We start from the raw sequence: 19270 nt of genomic DNA, 5'->3' as shown, positions 1-19270 counted from the left end.
TAATTACTGACCGTTCTTTTTTTCAACAAAACCGCCCATTTTGGGCGAAAAACAAACAAAAAAGAGGCCCAAATTAGCTTTGGGCCTCTTAATTAGGCTTCTAACCGCTAAAAAACGAATTATTGCCGTGCGACGATATGGTCATTTTCCACATCAATCGTGATCGGTTTACCCGGAATCAGCTTGCCGGACAGAATCTGCTGAGCCAGCGGGTTTTCAATTTCCTGCTGAATCGCGCGTTTCAGTGGGCGAGCACCGTAAACCGGGTCAAACCCAGTGTTGCCTAACAGCTCCAGAGCCGCATCGGTCAGGGTGGCGGTATAGCCATGTTCCTCGAGGCGCTTATAAAGACGCTCCAACTGGATTTGCGCAATGTGCTTGATATGCGCATGGCCCAGCGGATGGAACACGACAACTTCATCTATACGGTTAATGAATTCAGGGCGGAAGTTGTGTGTGACCACTTCCATTACCGATTCTTTCATTTGCGCGTAGGTTGCCTGCCCGAAATGCTGCTGGATCAAGTCCGAACCTAGGTTCGACGTCATGATCACCACGGTATTACGGAAATCGACCGTTCTACCCTGCCCGTCGGTTAAGCGGCCATCATCCAGAACCTGCAACAGAATGTTGAAGACATCCGGATGCGCCTTTTCTACTTCATCTAATAAAATGACGGAGTAAGGACGGCGGCGAACAGCTTCTGTTAAATAGCCACCTTCTTCATAACCGACATAGCCTGGAGGTGCACCCACCAGCCGCGATACGGAGTGTTTCTCCATAAACTCGGACATGTCGATACGCACCATAGCGTCGTCACTGTTGAACAGGAAAGTCGCTAAGGCTTTGCAAAGCTCGGTTTTACCGACACCCGTTGGCCCAAGGAACAGGAATGAGCCAATTGGGCGATTCGGGTCGGAAAGCCCTGCACGGCTACGGCGAATGGCGTTGGAAACAGCTTCTACAGCTTCATTCTGGCCAATCACGCGCTGGTGCAACTCATCTTCCATGCGCAGCAGTTTTTCACGCTCGCTTTCCAGCATTCTGGCCACCGGAATCCCGGTCCAGCGCGCCAACACATCGGCAATCTCAACATCCGTTACGCGGTTACGCAGCAGCTTCATGGTTTTGCCTTCGGCCTGAGTGGCAGCAGCCAGCTGTTTTTCCAATTCTGGAATTTTGCCGTACTGCAATTCAGACATGCGGCCCAAGTCGCCGACGCGGCGCGCTTGTTCGAGCGTTATCTTGGCTTGTTCAAGCTCGGACTTGATGTTCTGAGTCCCGGTCAGCGAAGCTTTCTCGGCTTTCCACTCTTCATTAAGCTCGGAGAATTCGCGCTCTTTATGATCAAGCTCGGTATTAAGCATCTCCAGACGCTTAACGCTGGCGTCATCTGACTCTTTCTTCAGCGCCTGCTGTTCCAGTTTCAGCTGGATGATACGGCGCTCCAGACGGTCAAGGGCCTCTGGCTTGGAGTCCATCTGCATACGAATGCTGGAAGCCGCCTCGTCAATCAGGTCAATGGCTTTATCGGGCAACTGACGATCCGAAATGTAGCGATGCGACAGGGTCGCGGCCGCCACAATGGCCGGGTCAGTGATCTGCACGTGGTGGTGCAGCTCGTAGCGCTCTTTTAAGCCACGCAAGATGGCGACGGTGTCTTCTACAGATGGCTCGGCCACAAACACTTTCTGGAAACGACGTTCCAGTGCGGCGTCTTTCTCAATAAACTGGCGATACTCATTGAGCGTAGTGGCACCAACACAGTGAAGTTCACCGCGCGCCAACGCAGGTTTGAGCATATTACCGGCATCCATCGCGCCGTCAGCTTTACCCGCGCCAACCATGGTGTGTAATTCATCAATGAATAAGATGACATTACCTTCCTGCTTGGCCAAATCGCTCAGCACGCCTTTCAGACGCTCTTCGAATTCACCGCGATATTTCGCACCGGCCACCAGCGCGCCCATATCTAAAGAAAGCACGCGTTTGTTTTTCAGGCCTTCCGGCACTTCACCATTAATGATGCGCTGGGCCAGGCCTTCGGCAATGGCGGTCTTACCTACACCCGGCTCACCAATCAGAACGGGGTTGTTTTTGGTACGACGCTGCAATACCTGAATGGTGCGGCGAATCTCTTCATCACGCCCAATAACCGGGTCGAGTTTGCCAAGCTCCGCGCGCTCGGTCAGATCAATAGTGTATTTTTTCAAAGCCTGACGCTGGTCTTCAGCACCCTGATCATCCACTTTGTCACCACCTCTCATTTGATCTATTGCTGTACTGATTTTTTCAACCGTTGCCCCGCTGGCTTTCAACAGATCGGTCAAGCTACCGCGATCTTTAAGAACGGCCAGTACAAAGAGTTCGGATGAAATGAATTTATCTGCGCGTTGCTGCGCTAACTTGTCACAAAGATTTAAAACGCGTACCAGTTCACTGGATGGTTGAACATCACCACCGGTACCTTCAACTTGCGGCAGTCGCCCCAGAGCCTGTTCGACGTCCGTGCGCAATTTCGGGGTATCAATCCCGGCAGCGGTAAGTAACGGACGAACGGTCCCGCCTTCCTGAGTAAGCAGAGCGCTCATCAGGTGAACAGGTTCGATAAACTGGTTGTCGCGCCCAAGTGCGAGAGACTGGGCGTCGGCGAGGGCAAGCTGGAATTTACTAGTAAGACGATCCAGACGCATAACACCTCCAATACTGAACAAAATTGCTACTGGAGATTAGATGAGGTCAACCCTCACGTTTTCAAGGTTATCTTGCCAGTATAAATTGAGTACAACGTTAGGCGTCCGTGGATCGTCTTGATTCAATAGGTTATATCAGCCAAATTAAACTTGCCAGCCGGCCAGTCGTAACCTCTCTGCGGTAAGAGTAAAATTTTGTGCTGTCGCTTACAGTACAGAACTCTCCACCATAGATGTCAGTCACGCCGCTCGCGCGTAAACGCAAACGGGCCAGTTGGTAGATATCAGCCAAGAATTTTTGCCCTTTAGGCACAAAAGCCTGAGCGGCTAGAGGATCGATTGCCATGAAAGCGTCGCGAACTTCTCCCCCAACTTCAAACTGCTGCGGCCCAATTGCAGGTCCGAGCCAAGCCATAATGTCAGTTGGCTCGGCAGCAAACTCAGCCAGGGTATTTTCGAGAATTCCCGCACACAGTCCTCTCCAACCGGCGTGAGCCGCCGCCACTTCATCACCCGACTTGGTGGTGAACAGCACCGGCAGGCAGTCCGCCGTCATTACACAGCAAACGACGCCCGGCTCTTGGGTATAAACCGCGTCGGCAACTAAAGTGATTTCTTGGGAAGTGTTTTGGGTGAGGCGAATAACCTGCGTGCCATGTACCTGCTCCATCCAGTGCGGGGCGGTGGGAAGTTCGGCAAATTCGATCAGGCGCTGGCGGTTAGTAAGGACTGACTTGGGATCATCACCGACGTGAAGGCCCAAATTTAAAGAGTCGTAAGGAGGCAGGCTAACGCCTCCATGACGCGTTGTGACACAAGACCGCACCGATGCAGGCTGCGGCCATTGGGGCAGAATCAAATCGCGCATTACCAGTTCATCTGATCCTTGAACTCTTCGGTATCAGCCTTGAGTGCATTGATCAAATCGACCATATCTTGTGGTAGTGGCGCATGCCATTCCATCTGGATACCGGTCACCGGGTGGAACAGGCGCAGCATGGTGGCGTGCAGAGCCTGACGATCAAAACCGCGCAGAATGGAGATAAACTCTTCTGACGCACCTTTCGGTGGACGCGGACGGCCGCCGTAAAGCTGATCGCCCACCAGCGGGTGGTTGATATGCGACATGTGCACACGGATCTGGTGAGTACGGCCCGTTTCCAGACGCAGACGCAGACGCGTATGAGCACGGAAATGCTCCATGATGCGGTAATGCGTGGTGGCAGGTTTACCCATAGGGTGAACGGCCATGTGCGTGCGCTTGGTGGAGTGGCGTGAAATAGGCTCATCTACCGTGCCGCCAGCTGTCATCGTACCGATGGCAACGGCTTCATATTCACGGGTGATTTCACGTCTTTGCAGCGCGTCAACCAAGTGAGTTTGTGCCGGAACGGTTTTCGCCACCACCATCAGGCCGGTAGTGTCTTTGTCCAGACGGTGCACGATGCCACAGCGCGGCACGTCCATGATTTCCGGATAGTGATGCAGTAACGCATTCAATACCGTGCCGTCTGGATTCCCCGCGCCGGGATGCACAACCAGATCTCGGGGTTTATTGATAACTAAAATATCGTTATCTTCATAGACGATGTTGAGTGCGATATCTTGTGGCAACCAGCGCGCTTCTTCTTCAATTTGCGCGTCGATTGCGATAGCCTCGCCACCCAACACTTTTTCTTTTGGTTTGGAGACTTTCTTGCCATTGACCAGGACGCGATCTTCCAAAATCCAATCTTTTATGCGAGATCGTGAATAATCAGGGAACAATTCGGCCAAAGCCTGATCTAAACGTTGACCGAGTTGCGATTCGGCCACGGTCGCCGTGAGTTGTACTTGTTGTGCCATATGCTGCTCTTGGGTAACCTTGGGTTTTCACGGCGATGCCGTTTAAAATAATGTGCTATTGTAGCTGGTCTTTGTCGGGAGCTTAACGGACAGTCTCCCAGAATAACACCTGAGGATAATCAAAACGTCATGACGCGTGTGAAATATCTGGTGGCAGCAGCCACGTTGAGCCTGGCGCTGGTCGGTTGCTCCGGTTCCAAAGAAACGGTTCCCGATAACCCACCAAACGTACTTTATGCTACTGCCCAAGAAAAACTGCAGGACGGTAACTTTAAAGGCGCAATTGCTCAATTAGAAGCGTTGGATAACCGCTATCCATTTGGTCCTTATTCGCAGCAAGTGCAGTTGGATCTGATTTACGCTTACTACAAGTCTGCTGATTTACCATTGGCTCAGGCATCAATTGATCGCTTTATGCGTCTGAACCCGACCCATCCAAATATTGATTACGTCATGTATATGCGTGGTCTGACGGATATGGCGCTTGATGACAGTGCGTTACAAGGCTTCTTTGGTGTTGATCGCTCAGACCGCGATCCACAACATGCTCGTGCCGCATTCCGTGATTTCAGCCAGCTGATTCATAGCTACCCGAACAGTCAGTACGCAACAGATGCTAATAAGCGTCTGGTGTTCCTGAAAGATCGTCTAGCCAAATATGAGCTGTCAGTCGTGCAATACTACACTAAACGCGGTGCGTACGTCGCCGTTGTTAATCGTGTTGAGCAAATGCTGAAGGATTATCCGGATACCAAAGCAACGCGCGACGCACTTCCAGAAATGGAAAATGCTTATCGTCAGTTGCAGTTGAATGGTCAAGCGGACAAAGTGGCGAAAGTGATTGCGACTAACAGCGCATCTTAATTTCGTAACTGGCATCACAGTCCAAAAAAACGGTAGCTTCGGCTGCCGTTTTTTATGCGCGCTAACTTGATGTTTTTTAAAGCAGAAAGGCAGGAATTCGCGGAATTTCTTTTCAATCGATCCTATCGATAATGCGTCATCTCATCGAAAGTCACAACCCCTATCCGGCAGTTAATTACCTCAGCTCACAGTTTTGTCCGCCTTGACAAAAAGTGACAAAAAAGTGTGATCTTTATCACGTATTTTGTCGCAAAGGCAGGTATGCTGAACCTATCCTAGACGGAAAGACAGAGAGGTAAGTTATATGACACTGAACATTACCAGTAAACAAATGGACATCACCCCAGCAATTCGGGAGCACGTCGAAGACCGTCTAAAAAAACTGGAAAAATGGCAAACTCAATTAATTAACCCACACATTGTTCTTTCAAAAGAACCTCAGGGATTCGTCGCCGACGCGACCATTACCACGGCCAATGGCCCGCTGGTAGCCAGTGCCACCCACGATGATATGTATGCTGCGGTCAACGATTTGATTTCCAAACTTGAACGTCAGCTGAACAAGGCACAACACAAGGGCGAGGCCCGCCGCGCAGAAAGCTGCGTGAAAGAGATAAACCTCGAGCCGCAAGAAGAACCAGAGTGATCTTCAGGCTCCCGCAACATAATCAGCGCGCTCCCCGGAGCGCGTTTTTTATGGCCTCAACCCAGTTTCCCCTCTTCAAGACAAATCACTCTGCAAAACAAATTGTATTGACACAGTGAAAAGCCAGCGGTTACTTTAGAGCCATCTTCATTAAGAGAAAACGCTACGCATGAACACCAAACTGTTTTTCTTCGCATTCTTTTTTACCTTCCCCTGATTGGGAGGCGTTTCGTCGTGAAAGAATGAATGCGAAGACGAACAACGAAGCCTCCTGAAAAGGGGGCTTTTTTTATGCTCATAGTTTGGCAAATTCGATAGAAAGAAAGCACATAAAAAGGGTGAAATAATGACCGAGAATCCATTGCTGGCTCTACGTGAACGCATCAGCGCGCTGGATCTAAAATTACTGGCTTTACTGGCAGAAAGACGCCATCTCGCGGTAGAAGTCGCACAGTCCAAAATGCATTCTCACCGCCCTATCCGTGATAAAGAGCGCGAGAAAGAGTTGATTAACGCGTTGATTCTGGAAGGTAAAAAGCAGGGGCTGGATGGCCATTACATCACTCGCGTTTATCAGCTAATTATTGAAGACTCGGTGCTAACCCAGCAAGCTCTGCTGCAACAGCACCTGAATCAGACCACCTCTGACTCCGCCCGCATCGCCTTCCTCGGCCCGAAAGGCTCTTACTCGCACCTCGCGGCCCGTCAATATGCCGCCCGCCACTTCGAGCAATTCATCGAGTGCGGCTGCCTCAAGTTTCAAGACATCTTCACTCAGGTCGAAACCGGCCAAGCCGACTACGCCGTGCTGCCGATTGAAAACACCAGTTCCGGGTCGATCAACGACGTGTATGACATTTTGCAGCACACCAGCCTGTCGATTGTTGGCGAGCTAACCAACAATATTGACCACTGCGTGTTAGTGGCGGCGGATACCGACCTGTCGCAGATTCAGACCGTCTACAGCCACCCGCAGCCGTTCCAACAGTGCAGCCAGTTCATCAATCGCTTCCCACACTGGAAGATTGAGTATTGCGAGAGCACCGCGGCGGCGATGGAGAAAGTCGCGGCGGCCAACTCTCCACACGTGGCGGCTCTGGGCAGTGAAGCCGGTGGTGCGCTCTACGGCTTGCAAGTGCTGGAGCATAATCTGGCCAACCAGCAGCAAAACATCACTCGCTTCATCGTGCTGGCGCGTAAAGCCATTGAAGTGACGGAGCAGGTTCCGGCCAAGACCACCTTTATTATGGCGACAGGCCAGCAGGCCGGTGCTCTGGTTGAAGCCCTGCTGGTACTACGCGAGCACGGCATTATTATGACCAAGCTTGAGTCGCGCCCAATCTACGGTAATCCGTGGGAAGAGATGTTTTATATCGACGTGCAGGCCAACCTGCGCTCGGCGGATATGCAGGCAGCCCTGCTCGGGCTGGGCAAGATCACCCGTTCATTGAAGGTGCTGGGCTGCTACCCAAGCGAAAACGTGGTAGCGGTAAACCCAAACTAACTTTCTATTGCGAGAAAAGTCTCTATCAATAGAAAACAAAAAGGCCATCTCGTTTCCACGGATGGCCTTTTTAATTCAATTTCTTATCTCAGAAATCAGCGCTTAGCGACGGATGTCGTTCGCCTGACGCAGTAGCGCCCCACTCTCTTTGAGGAAGCGCGGCGCGTAGTCACCAAACCAGTTTTCAACCTGCTTAAACTTGTCGATGAAGGCCTGCTTGTCGCCGTTTTCCAGCAGAGCTAACGCATCACCAAAACGCTGGTAGTAGCGTTTGATCAGCGCCAAATTGCTTTCTGAAGACATAATAATGTCCGCGTACAGCTGCGGGTCCTGAGCAAACAGTCGGCCAACCATCGCCAGTTCGAGACGGTAAATTGGCGAAGAGAGCGACAGTAACTGTTCAATCTGCACATTCTCTTCCGACAAATGCATGCCGTAGGCGAAAGTAGCGAAGTGGCGCAGCGCCTGAATAAATGCCATGTTCTGGTCATGCTCGACGGCGCTGATTTTATGCAACCGCGCGCCCCACACCTGCAACTGCTCAAGCAGCCACTGGTAAGCCTGCGGCTCACGGCCGTCGCAGTACACCACGACCTGCTTGGCGAGGCTGCCAACATCAGGGCCGAACATTGGGTGCAGACCTAACACCGGGCCTTCGTGCGCCGCCAGCATGGCTTGCAGCGGGCGATTTTTGACGGACGCCAAATCAACCAGAATGCAGTCCGCAGGCAGTTTTGGTAAGCGACCAATCACCTCTTCTGTCGAATGAATTGGCACGCTGACAATCACCATTCCGGCATCAGCCAACAGGCTTTCGGCACGCGGCCAATCTTCCTGCTCCAGCACTTTCACCTGGTAGCCAGACAGCTCGAGCATGCGAGTGAACAGGCGCCCCATCTGGCCTTTACCGCCAACAATCACGATTGGGCGCAGCTCGGGATTCAGCGTTTTAAAGCCTTTATCATTCTCGCTGGAATAGGATTCACGCATCACGCGACGCAGCACGTCTTCAATCAAATCAGGGGGAACGCCCAGATTCTGCGCCTCCTGACGGCGCGAAGCGAGCATCGCCGCTTCACGCTCGGGAACATAAATCGGCAAACCGTAGCGGCTTTTCACTTCACCAACTTCAGCCACCAGATGGAGACGACGAGACAGTAAATCTAATAAAGCCTTGTCGACTTCATCAATCTGATCGCGCAATGCGTTAAGTTCAGCCACCATAAAACCATTATTCTCCTGCGATTCGTGCCGCCAGCGACTCGCCCAATTCCTGATGCATAGTACGCAGCAATGTTTCAGTGGTTTCCCAGTTAATGCAGGCGTCAGTCACGGACACACCGTATTTCATCTCTGAACGCGGCTGCTCGGAAGACTGGTTGCCTTCGTGCAGATTACTTTCCAGCATTAAACCGGTAATAGAACGGTTACCCGCTTTGATTTGATCTATGACCGACTGCGCCACAATCGTCTGGCGGCGGTAGTCTTTATTCGAGTTACCGTGGCTGCAATCTATCATCAAGGAAGGGCGGAGTCCCGCGTCCTGCATCTGTTTTTCACAGGCTTTTACATCTTCGCTGCTGTAGTTCGGTGTTTTGCCGCCGCGCAGAATAACGTGACCATCCGGGTTGCCCTGAGTCTGCAACAAGCAAACCTGACCGGCCTGGTTGATACCGACAAAGCGGTGAGCCATTTCAGCCGCACGCATAGCGTTGATGGCGGTGCCTAAGCTGCCGTCAGTACCATTTTTAAAGCCAACTGGCATGGAAAGGCCGGACGCCATTTCGCGGTGCGTCTGAGATTCCGTGGTACGCGCGCCGATGGCCGACCAGCTGAACAGGTCGCCGAGGTACTGCGGGCTGTTCGGATCCAATGCTTCGGTAGCCAGCGGCAGGCCAATACCGACCAGTTGCAGCAGCAAATCACGGGCAATGTGCAGACCGGCTTCAACATCAAAAGTGCCGTCCATGTGTGGATCGTTGATCAAGCCTTTCCAACCTACGGTGGTACGCGGTTTCTCAAAGTAGACGCGCATAACAATGTACAGACGATCGCTCAGCTCAGCCGCCAACGTTTTCAGATGACGCGCGTAATCCAGCGCGGCATCCACGTCGTGAATAGAGCAAGGCCCGCAGACCACCAGCAGGCGCGGATCACGGCCATGCACGATATCGGCAATGGTCTTACGCGCTTCGGCGATGTTGGTTTCATCGTTAATGCCCAGAGGGAAACGAAGTTTCAGCTCTTCTGGAGTAATAAGGATCTGTTCTGCGCTGATATGTACGTTGTTAAGTGCGTCTTTTTGCATGATGGCTGTCCACGGTCAGATAAGTAGATTGCTGAATATCAGCATGCAGTGACGATAACACAGCGCGAAAAACTTTCAAACCACCGATGTAAACTTTTAATTACCAATACAACCACCAACCAACCATTACGTAAAGATAAGTTTCCATTTATCAGTTATGGCGGTCATTGATGTCCTTTTTAATTTCCACACAATAAGCAAACAGACTGAAAGCCACATAAATTGAAGAAATTTCGCACAAGCATGGGAGGACATGAGGCACGGCTCTGAAAATAAAATAACGCGGGAGAAAATAGAGGGAATGAGGCCGAGATGCCACCCGCCATCGTCGCCATGAAGGCGACACTGACGGAGTGAGATGCCCCACCCTGAATGCGATAACACTGCGAGGCGGGTTGGCTGGAAGCCGTCTTAGAGGTTACGTTCGAGGGTGATGAACACTTGGCCTAAGGCTTTCACATCGTCGACATTACAGTCGAAGGTGGTGGCCTGACTGGTGATTTTTAAACGGTTTCCGGGCAAACGCGCCACGTCATACACGTCAACATCGCCATCAATATCAAGCAGCCAGCGGCCATTGCCGATATTGGCGCTGCCTAAATCGATGATCCAAGAGTGATTGCCTTTAACCAGATAGGTCGGCTTTTCCACGGAAGCGTCCACCAGCGAGCTATCAACCGCCCACAGGCCCTCGTCTTCCAACGCGCCGCCGCGCAATCTTAATTTTGCAAGTTTGGTGATGGCGTCGCCTGACTGCTGCGCATTCGGCTGATTGTCATGCATATCGCCCTTGCCCGTCGCCAGCCAACGCAAAGAAACGCCGGTGTCGATAGCGCAAGCCACCACCACATCACCTGGGAAATAATCTCTTCTTACCCAAGTACTTATCGTACCCGAGGAGAGACCATACAAGTCACCCAGCTCTTTTTGCATGCTGAAACCGTATGCCTGTAGCATCCGTCCCAGCACGGCTTTACCACCTTCGAGTTCATCCAGCCGCATCTCGCAAAAACCTCTCAAACTTAAAAAACCATCTTGACGACTTGCAAAATCAAGTTTAAATTTCATCTATAGCCTGAAATTGGACGCGTAATGATAACAAATTTCGCGCCAAGGCGATCATTATCTATTCATTCTCAACTTCCAAACTGTGAGAACTGGGAGGAAACCATGTTTATGGGAAGTGAAACCCAGCGTGAGCAAGGATTACATCACCTTGAAATGATTAAAAAACGGCATTTCCACACCACGGGCAATCAGATGCAGACGCTATTTGATAACGCGCCGGAAGAGTGGAAAAGAACCCTGTGTTTCCTCGCGGGATTGAAGGTCAGGCATGTCAGCATGACTTTTGAACAGCTCTCTCCCGGTGAAAAACAGTCAGTGATTGACGCCGTGCTGGCGATTAAGCAGTTCGGCAGCAGGCTGAATAATCTCTTCAGGTAAGCCTAGAAACTCGCTCTCCACCTTTAACTCAACAATGACGTGTAACCCGTCGGGCCTCCCACTAGCTAAAACCGGAGTCTGGCGGCTGACGATTTATAAGGAAAACACCATGCCCGATTGGATAGACGATGCGCAAGAGTGGCAAGCCAAAGTGCTCGATGCCCAGATTGCGCAGGCGAAAACGCCGGTACGCCAAGCTTCCGCCTTCTTTTGTGAGGATTGCGCCGAAGAGATACCTGAGCCGCGACGACGATTAATTATCGGCGTGCAGCGCTGTATACATTGCCAGGAAATTGTTGAAAAGAATGCCCGGCATTTTCGACACCCTTAATTGGACATCTGCCCTATGCATCACCTTCATCGCGGGCGTTTCGCCCCTACGCCACCGCCGCGTTTTTCCTCACCCGCTGCCGCGCCCTTTGTTGGCCAATGGTGGTGGAATGCGCCGCGTAAGGCGATAACGCGCGAAGTTTCCGCGCCAATCTATCAGGTAGATAGCCAAGCCCAGGCGGCGCTGAGCCAGCTTCTTGCCCTGCCCGCCTGCCTGCGTTTTCCTCTTTATCAACGCTACCAGCAGCTTATAGATGAAGAAAGCAGGCAGAAGGCAAATGCCTTTCTCAAGCAGACATTTGCCCAGCGGCTGTGGCCAAGGGTGCAGAAAGTCACGGCGAAGAATCAACTCAAACGGCAAATTTCGCTGCGCTTTATGGCGGAAGAAGGGACCTATAACCGCCTGCCCGATTTAAATGAAAAACAGCTGAAAAGTCTGGCATGGCGAGTAGCCGCGCACTGCCACGAAGCTTATGAACACCTGTGCGACCGCCAGCTTGCGCTGACAAGCTCACCGGAGGATTTGCTCAGCGATGCCACGCAAAACCAGCTCTACTCGATAGTGGCTGGTATGGCGCGTGCCTTAAACGTCACGCCTTTGCACTGGTCGCGCTTTACTGAGGGCAAGCTGGATGCTCACGCCGCCATCGCCAGCTTGTCGCGACTGGTGAATGCCGACTGGTGGCGACGCCAGCTGCTTGCTCAACAGGCGCGCTGGCGCGAGGCATTGATGATTGCCGGAGGTTATGTCAACCGCCGCGTCTCGGCCTATGTCAGCAAAAACGCCCAGCGCGAGGTGCGCTCGCGCCGCCTTTCGATGATTAATTACCTCAAGCAAAACGATTTGCAGAACGAGCAGACCGGCGAGCGCATCAATATGCTGGAGACTGTTATGTCGAGCATTGCTAACCCGGCTATTCGCCGGATGGAGCTGATGACGCTAATTGCCGGAGTCGAGCAGGTCGCCAGCGATCAGGGCGATCGCGGCCTGTTTATCACCCTGACCACGCCGTCGAAATACCACCCTACTCGCATGTTCAACGGCCATGTGCATTTCAACGGTCGCTGGGATGAGCAGGCTTTTTCGCCGAAAGAGGCCCAGCGCTATCTGGTCGCCGTGTGGGCGAAAGTCCGCACGGCGTTCAAAGATAAAAACATCAAAATCTACGGCGTCCGGGTGGTAGAGCCGCACCACGACGGCACGCCGCACTGGCACCTGATGCTGTTTACCGCGCCAAGCCAGCAACAAACCGCCATCGACATTATGCGCCGCTACGCCTTGCAGGAAGAGGGCGACGAGCCGGGCGCAGCTAAAAACCGTTTCGACTGTAAGCCGCTGAATCGCGGCGGCGCGGCGGCTTACATCGCTAAATACATCTCGAAAAATATCGACGGCTACGCGCTGGATGGCGAAGTGGATTTCGACTCCGGCAAGCCGCTGAAAGAGAGCGCCGCCGCCGTCACCGCCTGGGCATCCACTTGGCGCATACCGCAATTTCACCCCATCGGACTGCCCTCGGTGGGCACTTACCGCGAGTGTCGGCGCATTCGCGGCGTCAGTCTGGAAAACAGCTTCGACCGCCGAGTGGAAGAGGTGCGCCACGCCGCCGACTGCGGCGACTACGCGGGTTACATTCACTCTCAGGGTGGCACCAATGTTCCGCGCCACCAGCAAACGGTGCGCGTTGCCCGCCAACCCCGCGGGCGTTTCAATCGCTACGCCGAAGAGCAGAAAGAGGTGGTCGGCATCTATGCTCCGCATCTGGGTGAAGATCATTGCTACCAGACACGTTCCAGCCGCTGGCGGGTGGTTCGCCGTGAGCCAAATAGCGAAAGAGTTTCCACCGATAAAGATATTCCTATGCCTTGGAGTTCTGTCATTAACTGTGGAAATGCTTATGTATTAAAGGAGCAGCAAACCACTGGGAAGCCGTCAAAAACGCCGGTTAATGGCTGGGATTCTTTTAAGATGAAAAATGAGTATCGGCGCAAAGAAATAACACTAAATCAATCAATTAGTGCATTTCAAAGACACACAGTATTGACGTGATCCTTTAATTAAATAATACTGTATATAAACACAGTGAATGAAGGGCCGCACGGTGGAAAACCTAAATAAACAACAATTAATACTCTCGCGTATTCAGGTCATTGCCGACATCTCGCAGACGGCGCAATGCAATTCGCAAGAGTTCCTTATTGTCATGTCGTTGATTTCAGAACTGGCGAGTCAGGCCTTGCCTGATAACCATAATGAAACCTTGCTGTGCAACGTGGATGACGATCCCGGTCGCAAAAATCCATAACGCAAAGAGTCAGGCGCTTACGCCACCTTGTTTCGGTTCGCCGAAAGTTGGCTAAGCGCGCCTGCTTTCACCCTGTTGTTTCGCGTCTCCTCCTGTTGCTCCACTCTCCTTAAAAAACGTCTCGCCCCTCGCCCCCACTCTCTGTTGTGCCATCAGGTTCACAACCGCACCTCGTTGCGCCCATAAGCCACATTCCAGACACTACCTACTCCTCCCAGCTCATCTACACAAAACCGGAAAACCATCATGAAACTTTATGCACAACAAGGGGATACCGTTGATTCGATGTGCTGGCGCGTTTATGGCCGCACCGCCTCAATGGTGGAAAAAGTCTACAGCCTGAACAAAGGCATTGCGGATTTTGGCCCCATCTTGCCCCACGGCACTCTGGTCGAGATGCCGGATCAGCTGGAGAAGTCAGTCAAAGAGTCCATCAGATTATGGGACTAACCGCCGAACGCGTGGCTTCGGCCTGCGCTTACCTCATCGCGACGTTCATGGCCTGGCTGGGTGGGCTGTCGCTAGAGGATATCGCCTTTCTGGTCGGCTCCGGCGTCGGCATCGGTACCTTTTTAGTCAACTGGTACTACCGGCGAAAAAGCTATCTGCTGCTGGCCCGAAGCGGGCTGAGTAAGGAGAAATATGAACGCCTCAATTCTTAAAAAATGCAGCGCCGCCGTGGTTCTCGGGCTGATGTTTCTGCTGCCGGGCTACTTGTCTATCTCTACCTCGGTCGAGGGGGTGAAGCTGATTGCCGATTTCGAAGGCTGCCAGTTATCGCCTTACCAATGCAGCGCCGGGGTCTGGACCAGCGGTATTGGTCACACGGCGGGCGTGGCGCCCACCGGGCAGATAACCGAGCATCAGGCCGCCGAAAACCTGCTGGCGGATATCAAAAATGTCGAAAAAGGCCTGCAAGCCTGCATGCCGGTGGAGATGCCGCAGCCGGTGTATGACGCCGTGGTGGCGTTTACCTTCAATGTGGGCGTGCGCGCCTCGTGCAACTCGACGCTGGCGTTTTTCATCAAAAAACATCAGTGGCGCGATGCCTGCGAGCAGCTGCCGCGCTGGGTGTTTGTTAATGGCGTGCGCACCGCCGGGCTTGAACGCCGCAGAGCCGCAGAACGGGCTTTGTGCCTGAAAGGAGCCTGATATGCGCGTACTGTTTATCGCCCTTTTCGTGTTGGGTCTGGCGCTGCTGGGGATGATTGTTTACAGCCACGGATTGCAGCGCGACAAGCACGAACTGACCCAAAGCCGCGACGTGCTGGCCCAGCAGCTCAGCCAGCGCGACCAGCTGATCGCTGAACTCAACCAGCAGATGCAAACCCGTGAACAGGCTGAGGCCACGCTGCGCGATGCGTTAGCGCAGGCCAACGGCCTGGTTTGGCAACGAGAACAACGCTTTCAAAGGAGCCGCAATGATGATCCCTTGGTTAAAACCTGGGCTGATAGTGCTCTGCCCGCTGCTGTTAGCCAGCTGCACCAGCGCCCCGCCTTCAGCTCCGCCACAGATTATTTACATTGGCTGTCCGCCAGTCAGCACCTGCCAGGTACCCGCCAGCCATCCCAAAAATAACGGCGATTTGAGTGCCGACGTCCGTCAACTTGAAGCCGCGCTGCTCTCATGCGGCCTGCAGGTCGACGCCATTAAACAGTGTCAGGAGACCTATCGTGTTAAAACCGAAACAACTTCAACAGCGGCTCATTGAGCAGATCCCCGAGCTGGGCGCGCATCCAGAAATCTTAAAAGTGACCGCAGGTCCGGGGAGCGTGGTGGCCACGCCGGCGCCCTCCCTCTCCTTTGAATATCACTATCCCTTAACGCTGGCCGTCACCACGGCGGACCTCAGCGAATCCCTTGCCGACCCTATCGTGGTCGAGGTGCTGGACTGGCTGACCGTCAACCAGCCGGAAGTGATGAGCAGCAGCGCGCGGCGGCTGACGGATTTCACCTTCAGCCAGTTGGCCGACACATTAACCCTGACGCTGCAACTCACCGAGCGCGTGCAGGTGAAGGACGCCGACGGCGTGCGCACCATCACCCACTTGCCCGAGCCGCCGCTGCCGGAAAACAACGCGCGGCCGCGCCAGGTTTACCTCAATGGCGAGCTGATCAGCCAATGGGCTGAGTAACCTTTTCGGCTACCGCTCGTTGTGCCACGGCCCGCCGGACGGTCTCCGATTGTCGACTTCCCTCGTTAAACGGCATCCTTAATCCCATGAACACATACACACAAATCAACGACATGATGCGGCTGATCAACAACCTGATTCGCATCGGCAATGTCAGCGCGGTCGACCTCGAGAATGCGCGCTGCCGCGTCGCCAGCGGCGATAACACCACAGCCTGGCTACCATGGCTGACCAGCCGCGCGGGCAAGAGCCGCAGTTGGTGGGCGCCCTCGGTGGGCGAGCAGGTGCTGCTGCTGTCGATGGGCGGCGAGCTGAACACGGCTTTCGTGCTGCCCGCGATTTTCTCCGACGCCAACCCGGCCCCTTCGGCCTCTGCCGACGCGGTTCACCTCAGTTTCCCGGACGGCGCGGTTATCGAGTATGAACCGGCAACCAGCGCTCTGACCGTGATCGGCGTGAAAACCGCCACCCTGAGCGCGGCGGAGAAAGTGACAGTCACCGCGCCGCAGATTGAATGCCACGCCAGCACCCGCATCACCCTCGACAGTCCGGAAGTGGTCTGCACCCACAAGCTCACCACCGGCTCACTCGAGGTGCAACAGGGCGGCAGCATGACCGGCGATATCAGCCATAGCGGCGGTAGCCTGACGTCCAACGGCATCGCCTTACACACCCACCGCCACGGCGGCGTTCAGACCGGCGGCGGCCAAACCGGAGGACCGCAATGAGTGAAGCTAAATATCTCGGCATGGCTCGCGACACCGGGCTGGCGATTGAAGATCTCGACCACATTCGCCAGTCGGTGAGCGACATTTTACAGACCCCGATTGGGTCACGAGTGATGCGCCGCGAGTACGGCTCATTGCTTTCCGAACTCATCGACCAACCGCAAAACGACGCGCTGCGCCTGCAAATCATGGCGGTTTGCTACACCGCGCTGTTGCAGTGGGAGCCGCGAGTTTCGCTGACTTCCATCACCTTCAACGCCGACTACAACGGCAAGATGGTGGTCGACATGACCGGCAGCCGTAGCGATACGGACACCGAATTTTCCCTGAGTATTCCTGTGAGCTGAGACTATGGCGACTATCGATTTAAGCCAGTTACCCGCCCCCAACGTGGTGGAGCAACTGGACTATGAAAGCTTATTTGCAGAACGTAAATCCACGCTGATTTCGCTCTATCCGCCCGAACAGCAGGAGGCGATTAGCCGCACCCTGTCGCTGGAGTCCGAGCCGTTGGTCAAGCTGTTACAGGAGAACGCCTACCGCGAAGTGATCCTGCGCCAGCGTGTTAACGAAGCCGCGCGCGCCGTGATGGTGGCCTACGCCACCGGCAGCGATTTGGACCAGCTGGCGGCCAATAATGGCGTGCAGCGTCTGGTGCTCAAACCCGCCGACAGCACCACCATTCCTCCCACCGACGCCGTGATGGAAAGCGACAGCGATCTGCGCATGCGCATCCCGCAAGCCTTCGAGGGGCTGAGCGTCGCGGGGCCGAGTGGTGCTTACGAATACCATGCTCGCAGCGCCGATGGCCGCGTGGCCGACGCGTCCGCCATCAGCCCGGCTCCCGCCGAAGTCACTATCACCATTTTGTCGCGTGATAACGATGGCAAAGCCACGCCAGATTTGTTGGCCGCGGTGGATAAAGCGCTGAATGACGAAGACGTTCGCCCCGTCGCGGACCGCGTCACCGTGCAGGCCGCCGAGATTGTGCCTTACCAGATTGAGGCGGTGCTCTACGTGCTGCCCGCCCCTGAAATAGAACCCGTGCGCGCCGCCTCCGAAGCACAGCTCAAAAAGTACATCAACACCCAAGGGCGGCTAGGTCGTGACATTCACCTGTCGGCTATTTATGCCGCGCTGCACGTAGAAGGTGTTCAGCGCGTAGAGCTGCAATCGCCGCTGGCGGATATCGTGCTGGATAAAACTCAGGCCTCACTGTGCACGGCCTACAGCCTGTCGGTCGGAGGGTCTGATGAATGATCGCCTGCTGCCTTCCGGCTCAACGCAACTTGAAATCGCGGCAGCCGAGGCACTCTCACACATAGCCCGTCTGCCGGTCCCGCTGCGCCTGTTGTGGAACCCGAACACCTGCCCGCTGCCTCTGCTGCCCTATCTGGCGTGGGCGTTTTCGGTCGACAGATGGGATGAGAAATGGTCCGAATCAGCGAAGCGCGCGGCGGTGCGCGCCGCCTGGTTTATTCATAAACACAAAGGCACCACCGGCGCGTTGCGTCGGGTGGTCGAGCCGCTGGGCTATCTGATCCGCGTCATAGAGTGGTGGCAAACCCAAGACGCACCTGGCACGTTTCGTCTGGACGTTGGCGTGCTGGAAACCGGTATCACCGAAGAGATGTACCAAGAGCTTGAGCGCCTGATTGCCGACGCCAAGCCTTGTAGCCGCCATCTGATTGGGTTGTCAATCAATCTCGATGTCAGCGGCGATTGCCTGATAGCTGCCGCGAGTTACGACGGCGAAGAGCTGACGGTTTACCCCTATTTCCCTGAAACCATTACCGCGTCCGGCGCTGCAATCACCGGTTCAGCAATCCATTTAATCGACAACCTGAGAGTAAACTATGACAGCTAAATTTTTTGCCCTGCTGACCAATCAGGGCGCAGCCAAACTGGCTAATGCGACCGCGCTCGGTACGCAATTGAGCCTTACCCAAATGGCGGTGGGCGACGGCGGCGGTGTATTGCCAACGCCCGATCCTGCTCAAACTAAGCTGATTGGCGAAAAGCGCCGAGCGTCGTTGAATTCGCTAAGCGTTGACCCCGCGAATACCAACCAGATCATCGCCGAGCAGATTATCCCTGAGGATCAGGGCGGTTTCTGGATCCGCGAAATCGGCTTATTCGACCAAGACAATACGCTGATCGCCATCGCCAACTGCCCGGAGACGTATAAGCCTCAGTTGCAAGAAGGCAGCGGGCGAACCCAAACCGTGCGCATGATCATCGTTGTCAGCAGCACCGACGCGGTCACCCTGAAAATCGATCCGTCAGTGGTGCTGGCTACCCGCAAATACGTCGACGATAAGGTCATCGAGGTTAAAGCCTATACCGATGATCAATTAGCCAAACACGTCGCGGCAGCCAATCCGCATAATCAGTATTTGCAGATCAGTAAATCTCTGGCAGAAATCAAAACCCTTGGCCCAGATGCCGTTTCAGCGGTTCTTTC

24 protein-coding genes and 1 other annotated feature are annotated in these 19270 nt (G+C 54.0%); of the genes, 18 read left to right on the top strand and 6 right to left on the bottom strand.

All coding sequences use genetic code 11. From position 1 onward, the window contains the following. Window positions 1-119 precede the first annotated feature (119 nt). The 3 genes from clpB to rluD all read right to left on the bottom strand — a co-directional run bounded on the left by clpB (window position 120) and on the right by rluD (window position 4538). Window positions 120-2693, bottom strand: coding sequence for an ATP-dependent chaperone ClpB (clpB, locus tag ACT3RR_RS22295; protein ID WP_496201118.1), 2574 nt, complete (start codon window positions 2691-2693; stop codon window positions 120-122). 130 nt (window positions 2694-2823) lie between these two features. Beyond that, window positions 2824-3561 carry a purine nucleoside phosphorylase YfiH gene (gene yfiH, locus ACT3RR_RS22290; protein ID WP_353501105.1) on the bottom strand — a complete coding sequence of 246 codons (738 nt, stop codon included), beginning with the start codon at window positions 3559-3561 and terminating at the stop codon, window positions 2824-2826. Then, a complete protein-coding gene (gene rluD, locus ACT3RR_RS22285) occupies window positions 3561-4538 on the bottom strand; it encodes a 23S rRNA pseudouridine(1911/1915/1917) synthase RluD (protein ID WP_353501104.1) in 978 nt (325 codons plus the stop codon). Before rluD ends, yfiH begins: the two co-directional genes overlap by 1 nt. A gap of 129 nt (window positions 4539-4667) precedes the next feature. Here rluD and bamD point away from each other — a divergent pair, with 129 nt between their 5' ends. The 3 genes from bamD to pheA all read left to right on the top strand — a co-directional run bounded on the left by bamD (window position 4668) and on the right by pheA (window position 7552). Then, complete coding sequence (bamD, locus tag ACT3RR_RS22280; protein WP_353501103.1) at window positions 4668-5402, top strand: outer membrane protein assembly factor BamD; 735 nt, start codon at window positions 4668-4670, stop codon at window positions 5400-5402. Between the two features lie 304 nt (window positions 5403-5706). After that, a complete protein-coding gene (gene raiA, locus ACT3RR_RS22275) occupies window positions 5707-6048 on the top strand; it encodes a ribosome-associated translation inhibitor RaiA (RefSeq protein WP_353501102.1) in 342 nt (113 codons plus the stop codon). Window positions 6049-6216: 168 nt separating this feature from the next. After that, window positions 6217-6341, top strand: a sequence feature (Phe leader region). Window positions 6342-6394: 53 nt separating this feature from the next. After that, the gene (gene pheA, locus ACT3RR_RS22270; RefSeq protein WP_496201117.1) at window positions 6395-7552 is read left to right on the top strand and encodes a bifunctional chorismate mutase/prephenate dehydratase; all 1158 of its coding nucleotides are present in this window, start codon (window positions 6395-6397) and stop codon (window positions 7550-7552) included. A 102-nt stretch (window positions 7553-7654) separates the two neighbouring features. On the opposite strand, the gene tyrA is transcribed toward pheA, so the two are convergent. The 3 genes from tyrA to ACT3RR_RS22255 all read right to left on the bottom strand — a co-directional run bounded on the left by tyrA (window position 7655) and on the right by ACT3RR_RS22255 (window position 10862). Further along, entirely contained in the window at window positions 7655-8776 is a 1122-nt protein-coding gene (gene tyrA, locus ACT3RR_RS22265; protein WP_034787743.1) for a bifunctional chorismate mutase/prephenate dehydrogenase, read from the bottom strand. A 7-nt stretch (window positions 8777-8783) separates the two neighbouring features. Further along, on the bottom strand, window positions 8784-9860 hold the full coding sequence (locus ACT3RR_RS22260; RefSeq protein ID WP_034787741.1) for a 3-deoxy-7-phosphoheptulonate synthase: 1077 nt from the start codon (window positions 9858-9860) through the stop codon (window positions 8784-8786). Window positions 9861-10271: 411 nt separating this feature from the next. Beyond that, window positions 10272-10862 carry a phage repressor protein CI gene (locus tag ACT3RR_RS22255; protein WP_100938270.1) on the bottom strand — a complete coding sequence of 197 codons (591 nt, stop codon included), beginning with the start codon at window positions 10860-10862 and terminating at the stop codon, window positions 10272-10274. A gap of 168 nt (window positions 10863-11030) precedes the next feature. Here ACT3RR_RS22255 and ACT3RR_RS22250 point away from each other — a divergent pair, with 168 nt between their 5' ends. The 15 genes from ACT3RR_RS22250 to ACT3RR_RS22180 form a co-directional block, all read left to right on the top strand. After that, window positions 11031-11306 carry a hypothetical protein gene (locus tag ACT3RR_RS22250; RefSeq protein ID WP_485904243.1) on the top strand — a complete coding sequence of 92 codons (276 nt, stop codon included), beginning with the start codon at window positions 11031-11033 and terminating at the stop codon, window positions 11304-11306. 109 nt (window positions 11307-11415) lie between these two features. Then, window positions 11416-11637: a TraR/DksA C4-type zinc finger protein gene (locus ACT3RR_RS22245; protein WP_396132781.1), complete on the top strand. Its 222-nt coding sequence runs from the start codon at window positions 11416-11418 to the stop codon at window positions 11635-11637. A 15-nt stretch (window positions 11638-11652) separates the two neighbouring features. Further along, entirely contained in the window at window positions 11653-13686 is a 2034-nt protein-coding gene (locus tag ACT3RR_RS22240; protein ID WP_496201116.1) for a replication endonuclease, read from the top strand. Between the two features lie 52 nt (window positions 13687-13738). After that, window positions 13739-13942 carry a hypothetical protein gene (locus ACT3RR_RS22235; RefSeq protein ID WP_034787755.1) on the top strand — a complete coding sequence of 68 codons (204 nt, stop codon included), beginning with the start codon at window positions 13739-13741 and terminating at the stop codon, window positions 13940-13942. 246 nt (window positions 13943-14188) lie between these two features. Continuing rightward, window positions 14189-14392, top strand: a complete 204-nt coding sequence (locus ACT3RR_RS22230) for a tail protein X (protein WP_496201115.1) — start codon at window positions 14189-14191, stop codon at window positions 14390-14392. After that, window positions 14383-14604, top strand: coding sequence for an HP1 family phage holin (locus ACT3RR_RS22225; protein WP_353501095.1), 222 nt, complete (start codon window positions 14383-14385; stop codon window positions 14602-14604). The genes ACT3RR_RS22230 and ACT3RR_RS22225 overlap by 10 nt, the downstream gene beginning before the upstream one ends. Then, the gene (locus ACT3RR_RS22220; protein ID WP_496201114.1) at window positions 14585-15094 is read left to right on the top strand and encodes a lysozyme; all 510 of its coding nucleotides are present in this window, start codon (window positions 14585-14587) and stop codon (window positions 15092-15094) included. The genes ACT3RR_RS22225 and ACT3RR_RS22220 overlap by 20 nt, the downstream gene beginning before the upstream one ends. Before the next feature lies 1 nt (window position 15095). Next, on the top strand, window positions 15096-15521 hold the full coding sequence (gene lysB, locus ACT3RR_RS22215) for an Rz-like lysis system protein LysB (protein ID WP_496201113.1): 426 nt from the start codon (window positions 15096-15098) through the stop codon (window positions 15519-15521). After that, window positions 15409-15654 carry an Rz1-like lysis system protein LysC gene (gene lysC / locus ACT3RR_RS22210; RefSeq protein WP_496201119.1) on the top strand — a complete coding sequence of 82 codons (246 nt, stop codon included), beginning with the start codon at window positions 15409-15411 and terminating at the stop codon, window positions 15652-15654. Before lysB ends, lysC begins: the two co-directional genes overlap by 113 nt. Next, window positions 15617-16078 (top strand): phage tail protein, encoded by a 462-nt coding sequence (locus ACT3RR_RS22205; protein WP_496201112.1) that lies wholly within the window; start codon window positions 15617-15619, stop codon window positions 16076-16078. The genes lysC and ACT3RR_RS22205 overlap by 38 nt, the downstream gene beginning before the upstream one ends. Before the next feature lie 86 nt (window positions 16079-16164). Then, window positions 16165-16806: a phage baseplate assembly protein V gene (locus tag ACT3RR_RS22200; protein WP_353501091.1), complete on the top strand. Its 642-nt coding sequence runs from the start codon at window positions 16165-16167 to the stop codon at window positions 16804-16806. Continuing rightward, the gene (locus ACT3RR_RS22195; RefSeq protein WP_034787717.1) at window positions 16803-17153 is read left to right on the top strand and encodes a GPW/gp25 family protein; all 351 of its coding nucleotides are present in this window, start codon (window positions 16803-16805) and stop codon (window positions 17151-17153) included. Before ACT3RR_RS22200 ends, ACT3RR_RS22195 begins: the two co-directional genes overlap by 4 nt. 4 nt (window positions 17154-17157) lie before the next feature. Further along, on the top strand, window positions 17158-18066 hold the full coding sequence (locus ACT3RR_RS22190; RefSeq protein ID WP_496201111.1) for a baseplate assembly protein: 909 nt from the start codon (window positions 17158-17160) through the stop codon (window positions 18064-18066). Beyond that, complete coding sequence (locus tag ACT3RR_RS22185; protein WP_496201110.1) at window positions 18059-18673, top strand: phage tail protein I; 615 nt, start codon at window positions 18059-18061, stop codon at window positions 18671-18673. The genes ACT3RR_RS22190 and ACT3RR_RS22185 overlap by 8 nt, the downstream gene beginning before the upstream one ends. Continuing rightward, window positions 18663-19270: phage tail protein (locus tag ACT3RR_RS22180; RefSeq protein WP_496201109.1), on the top strand; the 608-nt coding region annotated here is incomplete at its 3' end. The genes ACT3RR_RS22185 and ACT3RR_RS22180, both read left to right, overlap by 11 nt.

This window comes from Ewingella sp. AOP8-B2-18 (genome assembly GCF_052376015.1).
Lineage (GTDB): Bacteria > Pseudomonadota > Gammaproteobacteria > Enterobacterales > Enterobacteriaceae > Ewingella > Ewingella allii.
This window is presented reverse-complemented; position numbering and strand designations above follow the sequence as displayed.